This window comes from Sphaerisporangium rufum, from assembly GCF_016863395.1.
Classification (GTDB): Bacteria; Actinomycetota; Actinomycetes; order Streptosporangiales; family Streptosporangiaceae; genus Sphaerisporangium; species Sphaerisporangium rufum.
The window spans coordinates 75,705-96,385 of sequence record NZ_BOOU01000046.1; the positions used below are offsets into that span (position 1 = coordinate 75,705).

The 20,681-nt window shown below is 73.7% G+C and carries 15 protein-coding genes; 7 read left to right on the forward strand and 8 right to left on the reverse strand.

Going from position 1 to position 20,681, the window contains the following annotated elements; all coding sequences use genetic code 11:
* Window positions 1-209: 209 nt before the first annotated feature.
* Window positions 210-4,889, reverse strand: coding sequence for an ATP-dependent helicase (locus tag Sru01_RS16240; protein ID WP_445009380.1), 4,680 nt, complete (start codon window positions 4,887-4,889; stop codon window positions 210-212).
* Between the two features lie 142 nt (window positions 4,890-5,031).
* Between Sru01_RS16240 and Sru01_RS16245 the strand changes: the two genes are divergently transcribed.
* From Sru01_RS16245 to recX, 4 genes are all read left to right on the forward strand, one after another.
* Window positions 5,032-5,520 carry a VOC family protein gene (locus Sru01_RS16245; RefSeq protein WP_203985509.1) on the forward strand — a complete coding sequence of 163 codons (489 nt, stop codon included), beginning with the start codon at window positions 5,032-5,034 and terminating at the stop codon, window positions 5,518-5,520.
* Window positions 5,521-5,682: 162 nt separating this feature from the next.
* Entirely contained in the window at window positions 5,683-5,877 is a 195-nt protein-coding gene (locus tag Sru01_RS16250) for a DUF3046 domain-containing protein (RefSeq protein WP_203985511.1), read from the forward strand.
* A gap of 228 nt (window positions 5,878-6,105) precedes the next feature.
* On the forward strand, window positions 6,106-7,242 hold the full coding sequence (gene recA / locus Sru01_RS16255; RefSeq protein WP_203985514.1) for a recombinase RecA: 1,137 nt from the start codon (window positions 6,106-6,108) through the stop codon (window positions 7,240-7,242).
* A gap of 14 nt (window positions 7,243-7,256) precedes the next feature.
* The gene (gene recX / locus Sru01_RS16260; RefSeq protein WP_203985517.1) at window positions 7,257-7,961 is read left to right on the forward strand and encodes a recombination regulator RecX; all 705 of its coding nucleotides are present in this window, start codon (window positions 7,257-7,259) and stop codon (window positions 7,959-7,961) included.
* Between the two features lie 166 nt (window positions 7,962-8,127).
* Here the strand turns inward: recX and Sru01_RS16265 are convergent, their stop codons facing one another.
* Window positions 8,128-9,093 carry a TIGR03557 family F420-dependent LLM class oxidoreductase gene (locus tag Sru01_RS16265; protein ID WP_203985520.1) on the reverse strand — a complete coding sequence of 322 codons (966 nt, stop codon included), beginning with the start codon at window positions 9,091-9,093 and terminating at the stop codon, window positions 8,128-8,130.
* Between the two features lie 495 nt (window positions 9,094-9,588).
* Here Sru01_RS16265 and rny point away from each other — a divergent pair, with 495 nt between their 5' ends.
* Window positions 9,589-11,205, forward strand: coding sequence for a ribonuclease Y (gene rny, locus Sru01_RS16270; RefSeq protein ID WP_239137479.1), 1,617 nt, complete (start codon window positions 9,589-9,591; stop codon window positions 11,203-11,205).
* A gap of 34 nt (window positions 11,206-11,239) precedes the next feature.
* Here rny and Sru01_RS16275 read toward each other — a convergent pair whose 3' ends face one another.
* From Sru01_RS16275 to Sru01_RS16295, 5 genes are all read right to left on the reverse strand, one after another.
* Window positions 11,240-13,120 carry a S9 family peptidase gene (locus Sru01_RS16275; protein WP_239137480.1) on the reverse strand — a complete coding sequence of 627 codons (1,881 nt, stop codon included), beginning with the start codon at window positions 13,118-13,120 and terminating at the stop codon, window positions 11,240-11,242.
* 308 nt (window positions 13,121-13,428) lie between these two features.
* Window positions 13,429-14,349 carry an amino acid ABC transporter permease gene (locus Sru01_RS16280; protein WP_203985523.1) on the reverse strand — a complete coding sequence of 307 codons (921 nt, stop codon included), beginning with the start codon at window positions 14,347-14,349 and terminating at the stop codon, window positions 13,429-13,431.
* A complete protein-coding gene (locus Sru01_RS16285) occupies window positions 14,346-15,029 on the reverse strand; it encodes an amino acid ABC transporter permease (protein ID WP_203985526.1) in 684 nt (227 codons plus the stop codon). Before Sru01_RS16285 ends, Sru01_RS16280 begins: the two co-directional genes overlap by 4 nt.
* A 65-nt stretch (window positions 15,030-15,094) precedes the next feature.
* The gene (locus tag Sru01_RS16290) at window positions 15,095-15,952 is read right to left on the reverse strand and encodes a glutamate ABC transporter substrate-binding protein (protein ID WP_203985529.1); all 858 of its coding nucleotides are present in this window, start codon (window positions 15,950-15,952) and stop codon (window positions 15,095-15,097) included.
* A 128-nt stretch (window positions 15,953-16,080) separates the two neighbouring features.
* The gene (locus tag Sru01_RS16295) at window positions 16,081-16,836 is read right to left on the reverse strand and encodes an amino acid ABC transporter ATP-binding protein (protein ID WP_203985531.1); all 756 of its coding nucleotides are present in this window, start codon (window positions 16,834-16,836) and stop codon (window positions 16,081-16,083) included.
* Between the two features lie 255 nt (window positions 16,837-17,091).
* Here Sru01_RS16295 and miaB point away from each other — a divergent pair, with 255 nt between their 5' ends.
* Complete coding sequence (gene miaB / locus Sru01_RS16300) at window positions 17,092-18,576, forward strand: tRNA (N6-isopentenyl adenosine(37)-C2)-methylthiotransferase MiaB (protein WP_203985534.1); 1,485 nt, start codon at window positions 17,092-17,094, stop codon at window positions 18,574-18,576.
* A 52-nt stretch (window positions 18,577-18,628) separates the two neighbouring features.
* Here the strand turns inward: miaB and Sru01_RS16305 are convergent, their stop codons facing one another.
* A complete protein-coding gene (locus Sru01_RS16305; protein ID WP_203985539.1) occupies window positions 18,629-18,886 on the reverse strand; it encodes a hypothetical protein in 258 nt (85 codons plus the stop codon).
* A gap of 510 nt (window positions 18,887-19,396) precedes the next feature.
* Between Sru01_RS16305 and Sru01_RS16310 the strand changes: the two genes are divergently transcribed.
* Window positions 19,397-20,524, forward strand: a complete 1,128-nt coding sequence (locus tag Sru01_RS16310; protein WP_203985542.1) for a CAP domain-containing protein — start codon at window positions 19,397-19,399, stop codon at window positions 20,522-20,524.
* Window positions 20,525-20,681: the final 157 nt, after the last annotated feature.

Genomic DNA, 20,681 nt, shown 5'->3' on the forward strand with positions numbered 1-20,681 from the left:
ACGGGGGTGGTCCTCGGCGCCGGGCGGCCACCGGACCGCCCGATCTCCGGCCGGATGCGGGTCCTGGTGCGGCCGGTGCCGCGCCAGGAAAGGGCTGGACGATCGTGCATGGATATCCGCTGGTCAAACTAACAAGAAAGTTTGTTTAGAGAAACTCTCGTTAGCCTATCGTGATCCGGTCATGCGCGCCGGCCGGACGCGCCGAGGGATCAGCGGCGCAGCCGCAGGCCGCGCGGGGTGGGGTGGAACCCGGCCTCCTCCAGGGCGGCGGCCAGCGGCGAGCCGGTGATCGCCGCGCCGTCGGCCTTCTCCACCGTCAGCTTGCCCAGCGCGCCGTCCCGGACCGCCAGCGCCAGCGCGTCCACGGCCGGCCGCAGCCGGTCGTCGTCGGCGAACGACAGCAGGGTGCGCCCGCCGCGCTCGACGTAGAGCACCAGCCGGCCGTCCAGCAGCACCACCAGCGCGCCGGCCTTGCGCCCCGGCTTGTGGGAGACCTCGCCCGGGTGCGCGGGCCAGGGCAGCGCGGCGCCGTACGGGTTGGCCGGATCGGTCGCGGCCAGCACCACCGCCCGCCGCTCGCCGCCGCCCGCCCGGCCCCGGCGGGCCGGGACGTCCCCGGCCCACTCGCGCGCGGCGAGGGCGCCCACCGGCCGGACGGCGTCCGGCTCGGCCGGCGGCCCGTCGGCCAAGGTGGCGCCGATGGCGCGCATCCGGTCGACGGCACCCGGCAGGGCGAACTGGGCGCCGCCCAGGCCCTCCACGAAGTAGCCCCGGCGGCATCGCCCGCTCTCCTCCAAGGCGCGCAGCACCGGATAGACGGCGCCGAACCCCTCGGCCAGCCGCTCGGCCGCCACCGCCCCCCTGGTCACCACACCGTGCCGTTCCAGCAGCACCTCGGCCTGGGCGTGCGCCCGCATCGTCGGATCACCGGCCGGCTCTGGCAGCGCCCACCACCGGCCGCTCACCGTGGGCGGGCCGGACCGGGTCGGCAGCACCACCCGGCGGCGCGAGCCGGGTGGGCGGTGCGCGGGCCGGCCGGTGCCCAGCGTGGCCCGCAGCGGGGCCGGCGTGTCGCCGGACACCCGCCCCGACCACACCAGGTCCCACAGCGCCGCCGCCAGCACGGTGTCGTCGGCGGGCCCGGCCCGGCCGGACAGGTCCCGGAAGAACAGCGCGCCGCCACCGCCCAGCGCCGTCATGATCTGCTCGTGCAGCGGCGTCATGGTGATCTCGGCCGGCGGCGGCAGCAGCAGCGGCGCGGTGTCGGCGAAGAACAGCGCGACCCAGCCGTCCCCGCCGGGCAGCGCGCCCTGGCCGGCCCAGATGACCTCGCCGGAGGCGGTCAGCTCGTCCAGCAGACCGGAATGGTAGCCGGCGACCCGGCTCGGCAGCACCAGCGACTCCAGCGCCGAGGCGGGCACCGCCGCGCCCTGCAACTGCTCGATCGCGTGCACGAGCGCGTCGGTGCCACCGGCCGGACGGCCGGCGGTTATGCCCTGCCAGGCGGGCGCGAAGGCGCCGAGCACCTCCGGCGGGACCGGCTCGACCTCCTTGCGCAGCCGGGCCAGCGACCGGCGGCGCAGCAGCCGGAGCACCCCCGCGTCACACCACTCCTCGCCCCGGCCGCCGGGCCGGAACTCGCCGGGCACCACCCGGCCGGCGGCGGCGAGCCGGCGCAGCGTGTCGGTGACCACCGCGGCGCCCAGGCCGAAGCGCGCGGCGGCGGTGGCGGCCGGGAACGGGCCGCGGGTGCGGGCGTGCCGGGCGAGCAGGTCGCCCAGCGGGTCGGCCAGCGGCTCCAGGAACGCGTGCGGCACGCCCACCGGGAGCGGTACACCGAGGGCGTCGCGCAGCCGCCCGGCGTCCTCGATCGCCGCCCAGCACTCCGTCCCCGCCACCCGGACCCGGATCGCCCGGCGGGCGGCCGCGAGCTCCGCCAGCAGGGCGGCGGAACCGTCGCGTACCACGACGTCCTCCTCCAGCAGCGGCCCGTGCGTGCGCAGCAGATCGGCGACGTCCTCGGCGTCGCGCAGCGGCCGGTCCAGCCGGGCCAGCTCTCGCTCGGTGTCGGCCACCACGTCCGGATCGAGCAGCTCGCGCAGGTCGGCCTCGCCCAGCAGCTCGGCCAGCAGGCGGGTGTCCAGGGCGAGCGCCTGCGCCCGCCGCTCGGCCAGCGGCGCGTCCCCCTCGTACATGAAGGCGCCGACGTAGGAGAAGAGCAGGGAGGCCGCGAACGGGGACGCCTGCGCGGTCTCCACCTCCACCACCCGCACCCGGCGGGCGGCCACGTCGCGCATGAGAGCGATCAGGCCGGGCACGTCGAAGACGTCCTGCAGGCACTCGCGCATGGTCTCCAGCACGATCGGGAACGAGCCGTACCGGCCGGCGACCTTCAGCAGGTCGGCCGCCCGCTGCCGCTGCTGCCACAGCGGGGCGCGCCGGCCGGGGTTGCGCCGGGGGAGCAGCAGCGCCCGGCCGGCGCACTCGCGGAACCGGGAGGCGAACAGCGCCGACCCGCCCAGCTCCTCGGTGACGATCTGCTCGATCTCGTCGGCGTCGAACACCGCGACGTCGCCGGGTGCCCCCTCCAGGGTGTCGGGGATGCGCAGCACGATGCCGTCGTCGGAGTGGGTCGCCTGCACGTCGACGCCGTACCGCTCGCGCAGCCGCCGCCCGATCGCCAGCGCCCAGGGGGCGTGCACCCGGGCGCCGTAGGGGCTGTGGACGACCACCCGCCAGTCGCCGAGCTCGTCGTGGAACCGCTCGATCACCAGGGTGCGGTCGTCGGGCAGGTGCCCGGTGGCCTGCCGCTGCTCGGCCAGGTAGGCCAGCAGGTTGCCGATGGCGTACTCGTCCAGGCCGGCGGCCGCCAGGCGGTCGGTCGAGCCGCCGGAGATCTCGCGCAGGAACGCCCCGAGGGCCCGGCCGAGCTCGGCCGGGCGGCCGGGGGTGTCCCCGTGCCAGAACGGCAGCTTGCCGGGCTGCCCCGGCGCCGGGGAGACCAGCACCCGGTCGGTGGTGATGTCCTCGATCCGCCAGGAGGTGGCGCCCAGCACGAACACGTCCCCCACCCTGGACTCGTAGACCATCTCCTCGTCCAGCTCGCCGACCCGCCGGCCGCCGCGCCGGGTGTCGCCGCCGGCCAGGAAGACGCCGAACATGCCCCGGTCGGGGATCGTGCCCCCGCTGGTCACCGCCAGGCGCTGCGCGCCGGGCCGGCCGGTGAGGCGGCCGGTCACCCGATCCCACACCACGCGCGGCCGCAGCTCGGCGAACTCCTCGCCGGGATAGCGGCCGGCCAGCATGTCGAGCGTCGCCTCAAGGGCGCTGCGCGGCAGGGTGGCGTAGGGGGCCGCCCGCCTGACCAGCGTCTCCAGCTCGTCCACCGTCCACTCGTCGAGCGCGCACATCGCCACGATCTGCTGGGCCAGCACGTCCAGCGGGTTGCGCGGATGGCGGATCTCCTCGATCTCGCCGGACCGCATGCGCTCGGAGACCACGGCCGTCTGCAGCAGGTCGCCGCGGTACTTCGGGAAGATCACCCCCTTGGACACCGCGCCGACCTGGTGGCAGGCCCGGCCGATGCGCTGCAGGCCGCTCGCGACGCTGGGCGGCGACTCCACGCAGGCCACCAGATCGACCGCGCCCATGTCGATGCCGAGCTCCAGGCTGGAAGTGGCGACGACGGCGGGCAGCCGGCCGGACTTCAGCGCCTCCTCGATCTGGGCGCGCTCCTCCTTGGACACCGACCCGTGGTGGGCGCGCACCACCTCCGGAGCGACGCCGGCGGCCGCGCCGGCCTGCGCCATCAGCTCGGCGGGGGCCGCCTGCGGCCCCGGCCCGGCGCGGCCGGGCTCCGCCGGCGCCGTGCGGGCGGCGGCCAGCTCGTTGAGCCGGGCGCACAGCCGCTCGGCGAGCCGCCGCGAGTTGGCGAACACGATCGTCGAGCGGTGCGCGCCGATCAGGTCGAGCAGATGCTCCTCCACGTGCGGCCAGATGGACCGCCGCGCCGGCGGATCGCCCGCCAGGCCGGCTTCGGCGCCGGCCTCGGCGCCGCCGGCCGCCGTGGCCGGCGGCCGGTCGAGCTCGGTCATGTCCTCGACCGGGACGACCACCTCGACGTCGATCACCTTGTCGGAGGGGGGTTGCACCACGGTCGCCGGCCGGGCCCCGCCGAGGAAGGACGCGACCTCGGCCACCGGCCGGACGGTGGCCGACAGGCCGATGCGCTGGGCCGGGCGGGCCAGCAGCGCGTCCAGCCGCTCCAGGGTGAGCGCCAGGTGCGCCCCCCGCTTGGTGGCCGCCACCGCGTGCACCTCGTCGACGATCACGGTGTCGACCTCGCGCAGCGCGTCACGCGCCCGGCTGGTGAGCAGCAGGTAGAGCGACTCGGGCGTGGTGATCAGGATGTCGGCCGGGTCGGTGGCGAAGCGCCGCCGCTCCTCGGCCGCGGTGTCGCCGGACCGGACCGCCACCGAGATCGCCGGGGCCGGCCGGCCGGTCCGGCGCGCGGTCTGCCGGATGCCGGCCAGCGGCGCCCGCAGGTTGCGCTCGACGTCGACCGCCAGCGCCTTGAGCGGTGAGACGTAGACCACCCGGCAGCGCCCGCCCCGGCGCTCGGCCGCGGCGGCGCCTCGCCGGCCCGCGCGGGGTGCCGGCGCGGCCGGGCCGGCCGGCGTGGCGGACATCCGCTCGGCGGCCAGCCGGTCGAGCGACCACAGGAACGCCGCCAGGGTCTTGCCCGAGCCGGTCGGCGCGACGACCAGGGTGTGGTCGCCCCGCGCGATCGACCGCCACGCGGCCTCCTGCGCGGCCGTGGGCGCGGCGAAGGAGCCGGTGAACCACTCGCGGGTCACCGGCGTGAACAGGTCGAGCACGGATCCGGTCACGGCTTCATCCTGCCGCCCGCCACCGACAGAACGCGCCATGCCCCCCGCGTGACCTGGACGGGCGCCGGTCTGGGCCGGCTATGTCGACCTGCGGGACATACCGGAACTTGACATCGGCCCGGGCCGGGCCGTCCCCTGAGGTATGGCAATCGATTACGCGGCCATCGAAGCGGCCCGGGAGCGCATCCGCCAGACGCACCTGCGTGAGCGGCGCCCGGAAAGCAGTGCCCGCGGGCTTCACCATTTCGCGCTCATCTGCTCCGACGTGGAGCGGACCATCGAGTTCTACCAGGGCCTCCTGGAGTTCCCGCTGACCGAGATCTTCGAGAACCGTGACTACAAGGGCTCCAACCACTTCTTCTTCGATATAGGCAACGGCAACCTGCTCGCCTTCTTCGACCTCCCGGGGCTGGATCTCGGTCCCTACCAGGAGGTCCTCGGCGGGCTGCACCACATAGCGATCTCCGTCGAGCGCGGCCGGTGGGAGCGGCTGCGTGACAAGCTCGACGAGGCCCAGGTGCCCTACCAGCTGGAGAGCGACGCCTCGATCTACTTCCGCGACCCGGACGGGGCTCGGCTGGAGCTGCTGGCCGACCCGCTCGGCGAGATGTACGGCTCCCGGGTGCTCTGAACCGGGCCGTGAACCGGGCCGTGCGGCCCGGCCGCGGGTGCCACGGCCCCGGGCCGGGCCCATCGCGTGCCCGGGTGTGGACGGCGAGTGACGCCAGATGGGGCCGCCGAGTGCCTCATCGCCGGCCCCGGCCCGGCCCTTCGGGTGGCTCATACTGGGAAGATGCGTTTGACGGACTTCTGGAACAGGATGCACCGCCACTTCGGCGACAGATACGCCCAGTCCTGGGCGCAGGACTATGTGCTCGCCGAGCTGGGCGGGCGCACGGTGGTGCAGGCGCTCGCCGACGGGGTGGGGGCCAAAGAGGTCTGGCGCGCTGTCTGCGGCGTCACCGACGTCGACTCCCGGCTGCGCTGACGGCCGCACTCGCGGGAGTCGCGGACACCGCGACGGCCCGGGAGCGATGGCCGCCGAGATCCTTTCTCCGGCCGGCGGGTCTCCGGCCGCGTCGGCCCCCGATCGAACAATCGTTCGGCTATATTTGACGGACCGGCGCCCGTGGGCGCGCCCGGCGGAAATTGTCGGTGGCGCCCCGTAGCTTCCAGGCGACGGAAAAGACTTCAACACCCTCTAGGGGGGCACTCCATGGCAGCCAACGACCGCGAGAAGGCGCTCGAGACCGCGCTCGCCCAGATCGAGCGGCAGTTCGGCAAGGGGTCGGTCATGCGTCTCGGCGATGACGCCCGCGCCCCCATCGAGGTGATCCCGACCGGTGCCATCGCGCTCGACGTGGCCCTCGGCATCGGCGGGTTCCCGCGCGGCCGCATCGTCGAGATCTACGGTCCTGAGTCCAGCGGTAAGACCACGGTCGCGCTGCACGCGGTGGCCAACGCCCAGCGGGCCGGCGGCATCGCCGCGTTCATCGACGCCGAGCACGCGCTCGACCCCGACTACGCCCGCAAGCTCGGCGTCGACACCGACGCCCTGCTGGTCTCCCAGCCCGACACCGGCGAGCAGGCGCTCGAGATCGCCGACATGCTCATCCGCTCCGGCGCGGTCGACCTGGTGGTCATCGACTCGGTCGCCGCGCTGGTGCCCAAGGCCGAGATCGAGGGCGAGATGGGCGACAGCCACGTCGGCCTGCAGGCCCGGCTGATGTCCCAGGCGCTGCGCAAGGTGGCCGGCGCGCTGAACAACACCGGCACCACCGCCATCTTCATCAACCAGCTCCGCGAGAAGATCGGTGTCATGTTCGGCTCGCCCGAGACCACCACCGGCGGCAAGGCGCTGAAGTTCTACGCGTCGGTGCGCCTGGACGTGCGCCGCATCGAGACGCTGAAGGACGGCACCGAGCCGGTCGGCAACCGCACCCGGGTCAAGGTCGTGAAGAACAAGATGGCCCCGCCGTTCCGCCAGGCCGACTTCGACATCCTCTACGGCATCGGCATCTCCCGCGAAGGCGGGTTGATCGACATGGGCGTGGAGCACGGCTTCGTGCGCAAGGCCGGCGCCTGGTACACCTACGAGGGCGACCAGCTCGGCCAGGGCAAGGAGAACGCCCGTAACTTCCTGAAGAACAACCCCGACATCGCCAACGAGATCGAGAAGAAGATCAAGGAGAAGCTCGGCGTCGGGCCGCGGCTGGACACCCCGGCCGAGCCGATGGCGCCGCCGGCGGGCCCGGCGGCCGCCGGCCGGGCTCCGGCCACCGGGCCGGCCGGCCGGTCCGCCGCTCCGGCGGCGGCCGGTCGCGGCAAGGCGCCCAAGCCGGGTGACGTCTGAGCGGACCCGATCCGATGACGGCGCACGATGAGACTCCGGACGGCCTTCGCCGCGGCGACTGGGGGGCCTGGGTCGAAGAGCGGCCGGGGCGGCCGGCCGCCGATCGCCGTCGCCGCCGGGCCGGCCGGTCCCGGCGGGACGGCGGCGATCCGCAGCCCCGGCCGGATCTCGGGGCCGACGGCCCGGTGCCGGGTTCGGCGGCGGCCGACGGGCCACCGGGTGATCCGGCGGCGGTGGCGCGGGCGGTCTGCCTGCGCCTGCTGACCATGGCGCCGCGCACCCGGGCCCAGCTGGCCGAGGCGCTGCGCCGCCGGGGCATCCCCGATGCCGCGGCCGATTCGGTGCTGTCCCGGTTCTCCGACGTCGGGCTGATCGACGACGAGGCCTTCGCCGCGGCGTGGGTCAGCTCCCGGCATGCCGGGCGCGGGCTGGCCCGCCGGGCGCTGGCCGCCGAGCTGCGCAACCGCGGGGTCGAGGAGGAGGTCGTCCGGGAGGCCGTCGACCGGCTCGATCCGGACGAGGAGATCGAGACGGCCCGGCGGCTGGTGGAGCGCAGGTTGCCCGGCACCCGCGGGCTGGCCACCCCGGCCCGCGTCCGGCGGCTGGCCGGCATGCTCGCCCGCAAGGGCTACTCCAGCGGCCTCGCCTACCGCGTCGTGCGGGAGGCGCTGGAGGCCGAGGACCATCCCGCCGAGGACCTGCCGGACACCTTCGACTGAGGGTGTCGGAGGCGAACGCCTGCCGGCGACGCCCGGCTTGCCTCCCGGCGGCCAGGAGGCGGCCGGGAGGCGGGTGAACGCCCGGTCGAGCGGTCGTCCGGGGCGACGGCGCCGGGTCCGATGCCCGCCGACCGCAGGCCCGATCTTCCCTGCCGGTCGGCCCGCCTCACAGGGCGCGCAGGGCGGGCAGGAGATCCTTCTCGGCCCAGCCGAGGAATTCGCGCTGGTGTTCCGCCCCGACCTGTACCAGGGCGACGTGGGTGAAGCCGGCGTCGGTGAACTTCTTGACGGCCTGGACGACCGCGTCTACGTCCGCCCCGCAGGGCACCTGCCCGGTCACGTCCTCCGGCCGGACGAACGCGGAGTAGGCGGCGAAGTTCACCGGAGAGGGCAACTCCGCCATGACCTTCCAGCCGGCGGGGAACCAGCGCCACAGCCGGTGCGCGCGCTCCTCGGCCGCCGCGATGTCGGTGTCGTAGGAGATGGCGAGCTGGCCGTAGACCGGCTTGCCGGCGCCGCCCGCGGCGTGGAAGCCGCGCACCAGTTCGGCGTCCGGCTGGGTGGCGATCAGGGCGTCGCCGTACTCCGCCGCCAGGTCCACCGACTGGGCGCCGGACGCGGCCACGCCGATCGGCACCGGCCGATCGGGCAGATCGTAGAGCTTGGCGGAGTCGACGGTGTAGTGGTCGCCCCGGTAGTTGACATAGTCGCCGCGGAGCAGCGCCTGGATGATCTCGATGGCCTCGCCGAACATCTCGTGCCGGATGTTCACCGGCGGCCATCCCTGCCCGATGATGTGCTCGTTGAGGTTCTCCCCGGCACCGAGGCCGAGGGTGAACCGGTCCTGCGAGAGCGCGCCGACGGTCGCCGCCTTCTGCGCGACCACCGCCGGGTGGTAGCGCATGATCGGGCAGGTGACGTAGGTCATCATCGGGATGGCGTCGGTGGCTTGGGCCACCCCGCCGAGCACCGACCAGGCGTAGGGGGAGTGGCCCATGTCCTCCAGCCACGGGAAGTAGTGGTCGGAGATGGTCAGGTAGTCGAACCCGGCCCGCTCCGCCCCGGCGGCGTCCTGGACCAGTTGCCGGGCCGGGGTCTGCTCGGACATCAACGTGTAGCCGATCTGTGCCATGGCCGCCCCATACCCGCCCGGTCGTGGATGGTGCCCACGCCGCAGAAGATCTTCCGATGCCGCCGCCACAAGCCCGGTTCACCGGGCGGCGCTCCGGCCGGCGCGGGCCGGTGGATGCCGGATCGCCGGCCGGGCCGCCGTTCCTGCCCCGGGCGCGGTGCCGACATTTCCTGACGAACCCGACAAATGGTCAGCGACGTGAGTCATCGAGCGGGTGACATGAGCAGACTCACCCCGTCCGGCGGGCGGTCTTTGCTTGCTCGTTACCTCTCTGACGCTTAATCTCGACCACAGTGAGGAGTTACTCCGCGCAGTGCGGATTGCCATAACGGTCAACGACGGACGATCTACATCGATCATTTCCGGCGCAGCGAGTGTGATATCACGCGGTGTGCCCGGATATATTCGTCTGGTCAGGGTGCCTGGCCGGGGCGGCCCGTGCTGTGCGTGTGACACCTCGCGTGCTGGAAGCGACGCGAGGAGGGGTGGGCGCGCATGAACTCGACAGTCGTGATCATGCTGGCGGTAGCCGTTGTCCTGCTGGCGGTGGTCGCGGTTGTCGTGCCGATGGTGCTGCTGCGGCGGGCCGGTGGCCGGCCCGGCGGCGCGGGGCCGTCCGCCGAGCAGGTCGCCGACGCCCAGGCCGAGTTGGACGAGGCCCGCCGCGCCGGGGTGGAGATCCGCAGCCAGGCCGAGTCGCAGGCCGGCGAGGTACTGCGCCGGGCCGAGGCCGCCGCCGAGGACGCGCAGCGGATGCGCCGGCAGGTCGAGGACGAGGCCCGCGGCCTGAAGGACGAGATCAAGGAGCTGCGGGCCGACCTGGAGCGCCGGGAGAACCGGCTGGCCGAGCGCGAGCGGCGGCTGGACGAGGAGGCCCGCCGGCAGGCCGAGCGGGCCAGGACGATCACCGAGACCGAGTCCGAGCTGGCCGGCCGGCGAGTCGAGCTGGACCGGGTCGCCGAGCAGCGCCGCGAGGTGCTGGAACGGGTGGCCGGCCTGACCGCGGACCAGGCCAAGGCCGAGCTGGTGATGGCCATCGAGAACCAGGCCAAGCGCGAGGCCGCGCTGATCATCCGGGAGATCGAGAGTGAGGCCCGCAAGGAAGGCGAGAAGCGGGCCTGCAAGATCGTGACGCTGGCCGTGCAGCGGGTGGCCACCGAGCAGACCGCCGAGTCGGTGGTCAGCGTCGTCCACCTGCCGGGTGACGAGATGAAGGGCCGCATCATCGGACGCGAGGGCCGGAACATCCGCGCCTTCGAGTCCACCACCGGGGTCAATCTGATCATCGACGACACCCCGGAGGCCGTGCTGCTGTCCTGTTTCGACCCGGTGCGCCGGGAGACGGCCCGGCTCACCCTGGAGAAGCTCGTGCTGGACGGGCGCATCCACCCGCAGCGCATCGAGGAGGCGCACGAGCGCAGCAAGGAGGAGGTCAAGGATCTGTGCGTGCGGGCCGGGGAGGACGCCCTGGTGGAGCTCGGCATCACCGACATGCACCCCGAGCTGGTCATGCTGCTCGGCCAGCTGCGCTATCGCACCTCCTACGGGCAGAACGTGCTCCGCCACCTGGTCGAGTCGGCGCACATCGCCGGCATCATGGCCGCCGAGCTGCGGCTGGATCCGATGCTGCTCAAGCGCTGCACGGTGCTGCACGACATCGGCAAGGCGCTCACCCACGAGGTGGAGGGCAGCCACGCGCTCATCGGCGCCGAGATCGCCCGCCGGTACGGCGAGCACGAGGACGTCGTGCACGCCATCGAGGCGCACCACAACGAGGTGGAGGTCCGCACCGTGGAGGCGGTGTTGACCCAGGCCGCCGACGCGATCAGCGGGAGCCGGCCGGGTGCCCGCCGCGAGTCGCTGGAGGCCTACGTCAAGCGGCTGGAGCGGCTGGAGGAGATCGCCCAGTCCTACGACGGGGTGGAGAAGGTCTTCGCCATGCAGGCGGGCCGGGAGATCCGGGTCATGGTCCGGCCGGACGCGATCGACGACATCCAGGCTCAGGTGATCGCCCGGGACGTGGCCAAGCAGGTGGAGGAGGAGCTGACCTATCCCGGGCAGATCCGGGTGACGGTCGTCCGGGAGTCCCGCGCCACCGAGTTCGCCCGCTGAGTCGCCCGCCGGGTCGTCCGCCGGCCGGTGCCGGTCACATCTGGAAGATCTGCTGGTAGAAGGCGAACTCGGCGGCCAGCGCCGCGCTGCGGGTCTCCGCCCGGCGCAGGCCGTGCGCCTCGCCGTCGAAGGCCAGGAACGCGCACGAGACGCCGCGCTCGGCGAGGGCGTCGGCGAACGCCTCCGACTGGCCGGCCGGCACCACCGGATCGTCCAGGCCGTGCATGAGCAGCGTGGGGCAGGAGATCCGCCCGGCGCGGGCCAGCGGCTCCCGGGCGGCGTACCGGGCCGGGTCGGCCGGTCCGGCCAGCCACTCCACGTACCGCGACTCGAAGTCATGGGTGGCGGCGGCCAGCGAGCCCAGCGCGGTGACCCCCGCGATCGCCACCCCGCCGGCGAACAGTCCGGAGTCGCAGCAGGCGCCGAGCGCCGTCCAGCCGCCGGCCCCGAAGCCGCGGACCGCGATGCGCCGCGGATCGGCCGGGCCGGCGGCCAGCAGCCACTCGGCGGCGGCGACCACGTCCTGCACGTCGACCACCCCCCAGCCGCCGCGCAGCCGGTCGCGGTAGGCACGGCCGTAACCGGTGGAGCCGCCGTGGTCGACGTCCAGCACCCCGATGCCCCGGCCGGTGAGATAGGCCTTGACCGGGTCGAACGCGGTGGTGGCGTGCGCCGCCGGGCCGTCATGGACGAACACCACGTACGGCGGTGCCGGATCGTCCGGCCCGGCGGGCGGGTGGACGATCGCGTGCACCCGCCGCCCGAACCGCCCGTCGATCTCCACCGGGCGCGGCCGCGGACCGGGCAGCGCGGCGGGGAGCCGGCCGGCGTCCCGCCGCAGCTCCTCGGCCCGTCCGGTGCCGGCGTCCACCCGCACCACCGAGTGCGGCACGCCCGGGCCGTAGGCCACCCCGCACACCGCCAGGCCGTCGGCGCTCAGCGAGGGCACCCAGCCCGGGTACGGCGGCCCGGCGTCGGCCAGCGCGCCGGTCGCCGGGTCCAGGACGGCCAGCCGCAGGTCGCCGCGGCCGTGCAGCACGGCGAGCCGGCCGTCGGCGAGCGGGGCGTAGGGGGTGCCGCCCAGCTCGGGCAGCCCCCAGGCGAACTCCTCGGCGGCCGGGCACAGCGGCCGGGGCGGGCCGCCGTTGACGTCGCACTCCATGAGGTTCCACCAGCCGGACCGGTCGGACAGCAGGTAGAGCGTGCGCTCGTCCTTCCACACGGGGGCGAGCACCGATTCGGCGGGGCCGCCGGTGACCCGCCGGGTCCGGCCGTCGGCCAGCCGGGTCACCCGCAACTCGGTGCCGATCCACGGCATCAGCGGGTGGTCCCAGCAGATGTAGGCCAGGTGGGCGCCGTCCGGGGAGAGCACCGGGGCGGCGTAGAAGTCGCTGCCGGTCACGTGCGCCACCGGCTCGCCGCCGGAGAGCGGGAGCGAGACGATGGCACGGTCCACCTTGCCGTCGCCGGAGTGCCGTTCCCGCACGCACCAGATCCGGCCGTCCCGCGCGGCCGGCTCGGCGTAACGCAGGCCGCCCGGCACCTCCGGCTCGGGGGAGAGCGGCCGCGGCGCCCGGGCCGGTCCGGATGGCAGCAGGTAGAGCCGCTGGTCGCCGTGGTGGGTGAACACGACGCCGCCGCCGGGCACGACGGCGTACGCCCGGCCACCGTACTCGTGGACCCGGGTGCGCGCGTCCCACGGCGCGGGCAGCAGCTCGCGCGGCGCGCCGGTCGCGGACCGGTGCACGATGGTGCGCCGTCCGTGCTCGGCCGGGCGGTCCTCCTCCCACCACGCCTCGCCGCCGATGATCGTCGGATGGCGGGGGCGCACCTCGGCGCGGGCCAGGTCGGCGGTGGAGATCGGCCGGGCATCGGGCGCGGGGACGGGACGCCCCGGCATGTGCTCGGGGGGCATAGCCGAATCCTGCCGGAAAACCTTCCCCGGCGTGGCGGCTACGCGCACGATGGTCGTCCGGCCGGTCCCGGCCAGGGGGCGCGGCTGGTCCCGGCCGGCGGACGATCCGGGCACCCGCGCCATCGGGACGTGCCGGGTGGCCGCATGCGTGGGGCGGCAGGAAGCGCGCCGCGGTTCGAGATCGTCTCCGCGACGATCCGGGCGCGCGTGAACACGGGCGGCGGCCGGCCAGCCCGACCGGCCGCCGCGGTATCGGCCCGGTACCGCGGCGGCGCGGGGTCGATGGCCGTGGCGGCGCCGCGGGCCGGCTACTCCACGCGCGCGCTGTCGGCGACGACGCTGATCCCGGCCGACTCGGCCGAGGGCGGTCCGGCCGGTGCGGTGGGCCCGGCGAGACCCGCGGGCGCGGCGGGACCGCGGGAGCGCCTGCTGCGCCGCTCCAGCACGGTGGCCAGGTGGGCGAGGGCCATGTTGATCCCGATGTACACCACGGAGATGACGATCGCGCTCGGGATGAGGTTGCCGAAGTTCGCCGGGATCTGCTTGAGCCCGAAGTTCAGCAGCTCCTCGTAGGCGATCACCCAGCCGAGCGCGGTGTCCTTCAGCAGCACCACCATCTGGCTGATGATGGCCGGCATCATCGCGGTGGTCGCCTGCGGCAGCAGGATGAGCCGCATGACGCCGCTCTTGCTCAGCCCGAGCGAGTAGCCCGCCTCGGATTGCCCGCGCGGCACCGCCAGCACGCCCGCCCGGAACACCTCGGCCAGCACCGAGCCGTTGTACAGGGTGAGCCCGATGACGACCGCGGCGAACGCCGGCACGCCGACGGTGTACCCGCTCAGGGTGGCGGGGCCCGCCTGGGCGAAGAAGATCAGCAGCAGCAGCGGGATCGCCCGGAAGAACTCCACCACCGCGCCGGCCGGCCGGCGGATCCACGCGTGGTCGGAGAGCCGGCCGAGGCCGAAGACCACGCCGAAGACCAGTGCCAGCACCGCCGAGAGCGCCGCGGCCTTCAGCGTTGCCACCAGCCCGGGAATGATCATCCCGGTCCAGACGTCCGCCCGCAGGAACGGCTCCCAGAGCCTGCCCTGCAGCTGGCCCTTGTCGGCGAGCCCGCTGATCAGCAGGTAGGCGACGCCGAGCACCACGACGGCCGAAACCAGCGTGATGATGTTGTTGCGCAGCCGGGCCCGCGGCCCGGGTACGTCGAACAGGACGCTCGTGCTCATCGGACCACCGCCAGCCGCCGGGCGAGCCAGCCGAAGAAGAAGCCGGTGGGCAGGGTCAGGACCATGTAGCCCGCGGCGAAGCCCAGGAAGATCGGCAATGTCCCGCCGTAGTCGTCGAACATCTGCTTCATCACGGCCGAGGCCTCGATATAGCCGGCCACGATGACGATCGTGGTGTTCTTGGTCAGCGCGATGAGGATGCTGCCGAGCGGGGCGATCACCGAGCGGAAGGCCTGGGGCAGCACGATCAGCCGCAGCGACTGGGTGAAGGTGAGCCCGATGGCACGGGCCGCCTCGGCCTGGCCGACCGGGACGGTGTTGATGCCGGCGCGCAGCGCCTCGCAGACGAACGCGGCGGTGTACGCCGACAGGCCCGCGATGGCCCACCAGTAATAGTTGATCCCGGGGTCACGCGACAGCGTGAGCTGCAGCGTGTCGCTCAGCCCGAGCGCGCACAGCAGCAGCACCAGGGTCAGCGGGGTGTTGCGCAGGATGTTGACGTAGAACGTGCCCACCGAGCGCAGCACGGGCGTCGGCGAGACCCGCATCGCGACCAGCACGGTGCCGAGCACCAGCGCCAGCACCGCGCTCATCACGGTCAGCCGGATCGTCGACCAGAACCCGGCGAGGATCGTGGCGAACTCTTGGACGAGAGGACCGAAGTCGAGTAGCGATTCCATCGTGCTCCACCGGAGACGGGGAGCGCCGGTGAGGTGGTGGCCTCACCGGCGCCCCGGAAGCGGGATCAGCTGCAGCCCTCGGCGGGCGGCGCGCCGGTGGCCGTGAAGTTCAGCCCGGTACCGCTGAAGTGCTTCTCGAACAGCTGCTTGATCGTCCCGTCCTGGTACATCTTGGTGATCGCCTTGTTGACCGCCTCGCAGGTCTCCTTGTCGCCCTTCTTCAGGCCGACGCCGTACTTCTCGTCGGTGAACGGCGCGCCGGTGACCTTCAGCGCGCTGCCCTCACGCTTGGCGTACCCGGCGAGGATCATGTCGTCGGTGGTCACCGCGTCCAGGGCGTTGCCCTTGAGCTTGGTGATGCACTCGTCGTAGGCGCCGGCCGGCACCAGCGTGACGTCGACCTTCTTGCTCTCCTTGTTGGTGCCCTCGGCGATGTTCTTCCAGGAGTTGGAGCCGGTGACCTGGCAGATGCGCTTGCCCTTGAGGCTGTCCAGCGAGGTGATCGAGGTGTCGTCCGCGCGCACCAGGGTGTCCTGGTGGGCCAGGTAGAACGGCCCGGCGAAGGTGACCTTGGGCTTGCGCGCCTCGGTGATGGAGTAGGTCGCCACGATCAGGTCGACCTGGCCCTGCGCCAGGAAGGTCTCCCGGTTGGCCGACCGGGCCTCCTTCCAGGTGATGCCGGACTCCGGGACGCCGAGCTCCTTGGCGATGTACTTGGCCACGTCGACGTCGAAGCCCTCGACGGTGCCGTCGGGCTTCTTCAGCCCCATGCCGGGCTGGTCGTACTTCACGCCGATCGTGAGCTTCTTCTCGTCCTTGGCCTTGGCGAGGGCCGAGGACGGGCCGCTGCTGCCGCAGGCGGCCAGACCGCCCACCAGAGTCGCGGCGGACAGCAGGGCGGCCCCGAACTGTCGTAGGCGCATATGCGTGTACCTCTTCTTTCTTGTGACGAGCGGTCGATACCGGCACGGGCTGTACGGTGCCCCGGCGACGGCCGGCGCGACGGGTGCGGGGCCGCGGTCCCGCACGCGGGAGGGACGGAGACGAGGGCTCAGTGCGTGAGGATCTTCGACAGGAAGTCCTTGGCGCGGTCGGTCCGGGCGTTGGTGAAGAACTCGTCGGGCGTGTTCTCCTCCACGATCTGCCCGTCGGACATGAACACCACCCGGTTGGCGGCCCGCCGGGCGAAGCCCATCTCGTGGGTCACGACCACCATGGTCATGCCGTCCCTGGCCAGCCCGATCATGACGTCCAGCACTTCCTGCACCATCTCGGGGTCCAGGGCGGACGTCGGCTCGTCGAAGAGGATCATCTTCGGCTCCATCGCCAGGGCGCGGGCGATGGCCACCCGCTGCTGCTGGCCCCCGGACAGCTGTGCCGGATACTTGTGCGCCTGGCTGGCGATGCCCACGCGCTCCAGCAGTTCCATTCCCCGCCGCTCCGCCTGCTCGCGGGACACCCCCCGCACCTTGATCGGTCCCAGCGTGACGTTGTCGATGATCGTCTTGTGGGCGAACAGGTTGAAGGACTGGAAGACCATGCCCACGTCCGAGCGGAGCCGGGCCAGGGCCCTGCCTTCGGCCGGCAACGGCTTGCCGTCGAAGACGATGCTGCCCGAGTCGATGGCCTCCAGCCGGTTCAGGGCACGGCACAGCGTCGACTTGCCTCCGCCGGACGGGCCGATCACCACCACGACCTCCCCCCGGGAGACCGTCAGATTGATGTCCTTGAGCACATGCAGGGCACCGAAGCTCTTGTTGACGTTCTCGACCCTGACGAGAGGCGTCGCGTCCCCGTTCTCCGTCATGGTGCACAAGGTAGGTGGTGGAGGCCACCGGTCACTAACCAGGTGGTACCGATCGCATCACGGCCTGGTCACGGGCTGTGGTCAAGATGCCCGGTACCTCCGGTGGTGTGGGCCGGATGGCCGGTCCGGGACGCTCCGCCACCGTCACCGGAACGTTAAGTGATCACGGTACGCGGGCGCCCGCGCCCGGCGCGGAGACAGGGGTGGCGGCCGCGTGCGGCGGGGCCCGCCGACCGCCTACCCTTGGATGTCGAGATGACTGTCACCGAGGAGCGCACCCGGACCTACGAAGTCCGCACGTACGGGTGCCAGATGAACGTCCACGACTCCGAGCGCCTGTCCGGCCTGCTGGAGGACGCCGGGTACGCCCGCGCGGCCGACGGGGAGCAGGCCGACGTGGTCGTGTTCAACACCTGCGCGGTGCGCGAGAACGCCGACAACCGCCTGTACGGCAATCTCGGCCACCTGCGCCCGGTCAAGGCGGGCCGGCCCGGCATGCAGATCGCCGTCGGCGGCTGCCTGGCTCAGAAGGACCAGGGCGAGATCGTCCGCCGGGCGCCCTGGGTCGACGTGGTGTTCGGCACGCACAACATCGGTTCGCTGCCGGTGCTGCTGGAACGGGCGCGCCTGGCCGAGGAGGCCCAGGTCGAGATCAAGGAGTCGCTGGAGGTCTTCCCCAGCACCCTGCCCACCAGGCGCGAGTCGGCGTACGCGGCGTGGGTGTCGGTCTCGGTGGGGTGCAACAACACCTGCACCTTCTGCATCGTGCCGTCGCTGCGCGGCAAGGAGAAGGACCGCCGCCCCGGTGACGTGCTCGGCGAGGTGCGCTCGCTGGTGGAGCTCGGCGTGCTGGAGGTCACCCTCCTCGGGCAGAACGTGAACACCTATGGAGTGGAGTTCGGTGACCGGCTGGCGTTCGGCAAGCTGCTGCGCGCCTGCGGCGGCGTGGACGGCCTGGAGCGGGTCCGGTTCACCTCGCCGCATCCGGCCGCCTTCACCGACGATGTGATCGCCGCCATGGCCGAGACCCCGAACGTCATGCACCAGCTGCACATGCCGCTGCAGTCCGGCTCGGACCGCGTGCTGAAGGCCATGCGCCGCTCTTACCGTGCCGAGCGGTATCTCGGCATCATCGAGCGGGTGCGCACCGCGATGCCGGACGCGGCGATCTCCACCGACATCATCGTCGGGTTCCCCGGCGAGACAGAGGAGGACTTCCAGGCCACCTTGGACGTGGTCCGCGCCTCCCGCTTCGCCAATGCCTTCACCTTCCAGTACTCCATCCGGCCCGGCACCCCGGCGGCGACCATGGACGGTCAGGTGCCGAAGGAGGTCGTCCAGGAGCGCTACGAGCGGCTGGTCGAGCTGCAGAACGCCATCTCCTGGGAGGAGAACCGGGCGCAGGTCGGGCGGGTGCTGGAGGTGCTGGTCGCCGAGGGCGAGGGCCGCAAGGACGAGGCGACCCGCCGGTTGTCCGGCCGGGCTCCGGACAACCGCCTGGTGCACTTCACCCCGGCCGAGGGCGAGCCGCCCCGGCCGGGTGACATGGCGACCGTCGAGGTCACCTACGCCGCCCCGCACCACCTGGTGGCCGACGCCCCGGCGCTGAAGGTGCGCCGCACCCGGGCGGGCGACGCCTGGGCGGCCCGGGAGAGCGCCGCGTGCGGTGCGGCGCCGGGTTCCGCCCCGGCCGCGGCCGGGCCGGTCGCGCTCGGCATGCCGGTCCTGCGCCGGGCCTGATCCGCTCATCCGCCACCGGCATCCCCTGTGGGGGTGCCGGTGTCCGGCATGCTCAGCGGTCGCCGGACAGGATCCGCTCGCAGTAGTCGCGGCGCAGGTCGGTGAAGCGCGCGCACGGATTCCCCGGGCCGGGCCCGTACTCCTCGCCGGACGGGCCGGGAGCCGGCGGGGCGTCCGGTTGGGACGGCGGCGGTGACCACGGCGCCGGCGGCCGGCGTTCGGGCCGGGGCGTCCAGGGCAGCGGCGGGCGTTGCGGCCGCGGGGCACCGGAGCGCGGCGGGCGCGAGCGGGTGGCCACCGGTCGCGGCACGGGCCGGGCCCGGACGGGCGGCGGACCGGCGGCCCGCGGAGAGGCGGGCCGGCCGGACCCCGGTGGGCGGCCCGCCGCGGCGGGGCGTCCGGTGCGGCCCGCCGGGGCGGGCACCGGCCCGGCCCAGCCCTCGGAGGGCACCGCTGAACGGTGATCGAAACTGTGATTCTGGTCACGCGCTGTGCCGGTTGCCCGGCCGGCGGCGCGTGGCCGGGCAGGTATCCCGTACGGGGTGCCGGGGCCGGGAGTTCGTTCCGCTAAAAATCCCGACATACCTGGCGATTCGCGGCGTGGTGGAGCGGTGCCACAGGCGACCATGAGTCCGCTCGCGCCGATTGCCAGGGCCGTTCCGCAGATGACCACCGAACGCCGCCATGAGATCGGTCCATGTGATGACAAGTCGTGATTCTTCCGTGATTGAGGTGCGGTAACTCCAACAGTGGGACTAGTGTGACGACCGCCCGCGGAAGCCGGAGTGCTTTCTCACCGATGCCGCAGGAGTCATCTTTCATGGATCGGCACGACCCCCCGTCATACCCCCGTCACGGCGAGTCCGACCCGGTGGGCCCCACCGAGTACCTGTACGACGAGCCGCCCGCCGCCCGCGGGCCGCGGAAGAAGACGCTGGTGATCAGCGCCGCGTCCGCCGTGCTCGCCGCCGCCGTCGCGGCCGGAGGTGTGGTCGCCTTCACCGGCGAGGACACCGGCGCCACGCCCGCCGGCCAGGAGACCTCCCAGGACGCCGCCGGTCAGACCGAAGACGGGTCTGGGGCCACCACCGAAGACCAGCAGGACCTGGAGGAGGAGGCCGCCGCCGGCCCGCCGGACTCGGCGGAGTCCGGCACCGGATCCTCCGGTTCCGGCGCCAGCGGCTTCACCGGCGGTGGCGATACCTCCGGTACCCCTGACGGCGCTTCCGACGGCACCGGGGGCCGGCCGGACGGCCAGAGCGCCAAGCGCAAGAAGAACTCCGGCTCCGGCGGCACCTCCGGCAAGCCGCAGGGCCCCGGCTTCCAGGCCGGCCCGGACGGCCCCGAGGGCTCCGTCGCGCCGGGTGCCCCGGTCCGGGGGTCGGCGAGCGGCTCCGGCGGCACCGGGGCGGCGCCCACGCCTACCGCCTCGCCCACCGCGCCCGCCGCGCGGCGCTCCGCCCGGCCCACGGTCAAGCCGACCGCGACCCGCTCCGCCCGGCCCTCGGCCAAGCCCTCGACGCCGGCCCCGACCGGCTCGGCGCAGGGGGACGGTTCCACCGCCCAGAAGACGGCGGAGGACGAGGTCGCCCGGCTGACCAACCAGGCCCGCGCGGGTGAGGGCTGCGGCCCGCTGCGCATCGACGAGAAGCTGCGCGCCGCGGCGCGCGGCCACTCCGACGACATGGCGGCCAAGAAGTACTTCTCGCACACCTCCGCCGACGGCCGGTCCCCGTGGGACCGCATCAAGGCGGCCGGCTACACCTCCTCGATGTTCGCCGAGAACATCGCCCGCGGCCAGGCCACCCCGGCGGCGGTCGTGAAGGCCTGGCTGGACAGTCCCGGCCACCGGGCGAACATCATGAACTGCAAGCTGAAGGCCATCGGCGTCGGCGTGCACCTCGGTACCGGCGGCCCCTGGTGGACCCAGGACTTCGGCGGCACCTGATCCCCCGGCGGGGCCACCGCGCATCCCCCGGCCCGCCCGCCGAGGTCGCCCCCGGCCGGCGGGCCGTCGCGTGCCCGGACGCGGGCGCCGGCCGCGCAGGCGCGGGCCCTGACGCGCGACGGCTACGGTTGGGGAAAGCGGTGGCGCACCGGACGCC

Excerpts from the sequence above, each read along its gene's own strand:
- Sru01_RS16245 (WP_203985509.1), top strand. The coding sequence starts at position 5,032 with ATGGCAATCGATTACGCGGCCATCGAAGCGGCCCGGGAGCGCATCCGC.
- Sru01_RS16250 (WP_203985511.1), top strand. The coding sequence starts at position 5,683 with ATGCGTTTGACGGACTTCTGGAACAGGATGCACCGCCACTTCGGCGAC.
- recA (WP_203985514.1), top strand. The coding sequence starts at position 6,106 with ATGGCAGCCAACGACCGCGAGAAGGCGCTCGAGACCGCGCTCGCCCAG.
- recX (WP_203985517.1), top strand. The coding sequence starts at position 7,257 with ATGACGGCGCACGATGAGACTCCGGACGGCCTTCGCCGCGGCGACTGG.
- Sru01_RS16265 (WP_203985520.1), bottom strand. The coding sequence starts at position 9,093 with ATGGCACAGATCGGCTACACGTTGATGTCCGAGCAGACCCCGGCCCGG.
- rny (WP_239137479.1), top strand. The coding sequence starts at position 9,589 with ATGAACTCGACAGTCGTGATCATGCTGGCGGTAGCCGTTGTCCTGCTG.
- Sru01_RS16275 (WP_239137480.1), bottom strand. The coding sequence starts at position 13,120 with ATGCCCCCCGAGCACATGCCGGGGCGTCCCGTCCCCGCGCCCGATGCC.
- Sru01_RS16280 (WP_203985523.1), bottom strand. The coding sequence starts at position 14,349 with ATGAGCACGAGCGTCCTGTTCGACGTACCCGGGCCGCGGGCCCGGCTG.
- Sru01_RS16285 (WP_203985526.1), bottom strand. The coding sequence starts at position 15,029 with ATGGAATCGCTACTCGACTTCGGTCCTCTCGTCCAAGAGTTCGCCACG.
- Sru01_RS16290 (WP_203985529.1), bottom strand. The coding sequence starts at position 15,952 with ATGCGCCTACGACAGTTCGGGGCCGCCCTGCTGTCCGCCGCGACTCTG.
- Sru01_RS16295 (WP_203985531.1), bottom strand. The coding sequence starts at position 16,836 with ATGACGGAGAACGGGGACGCGACGCCTCTCGTCAGGGTCGAGAACGTC.
- miaB (WP_203985534.1), top strand. The coding sequence starts at position 17,092 with ATGACTGTCACCGAGGAGCGCACCCGGACCTACGAAGTCCGCACGTAC.
- Sru01_RS16310 (WP_203985542.1), top strand. The coding sequence starts at position 19,397 with ATGGATCGGCACGACCCCCCGTCATACCCCCGTCACGGCGAGTCCGAC.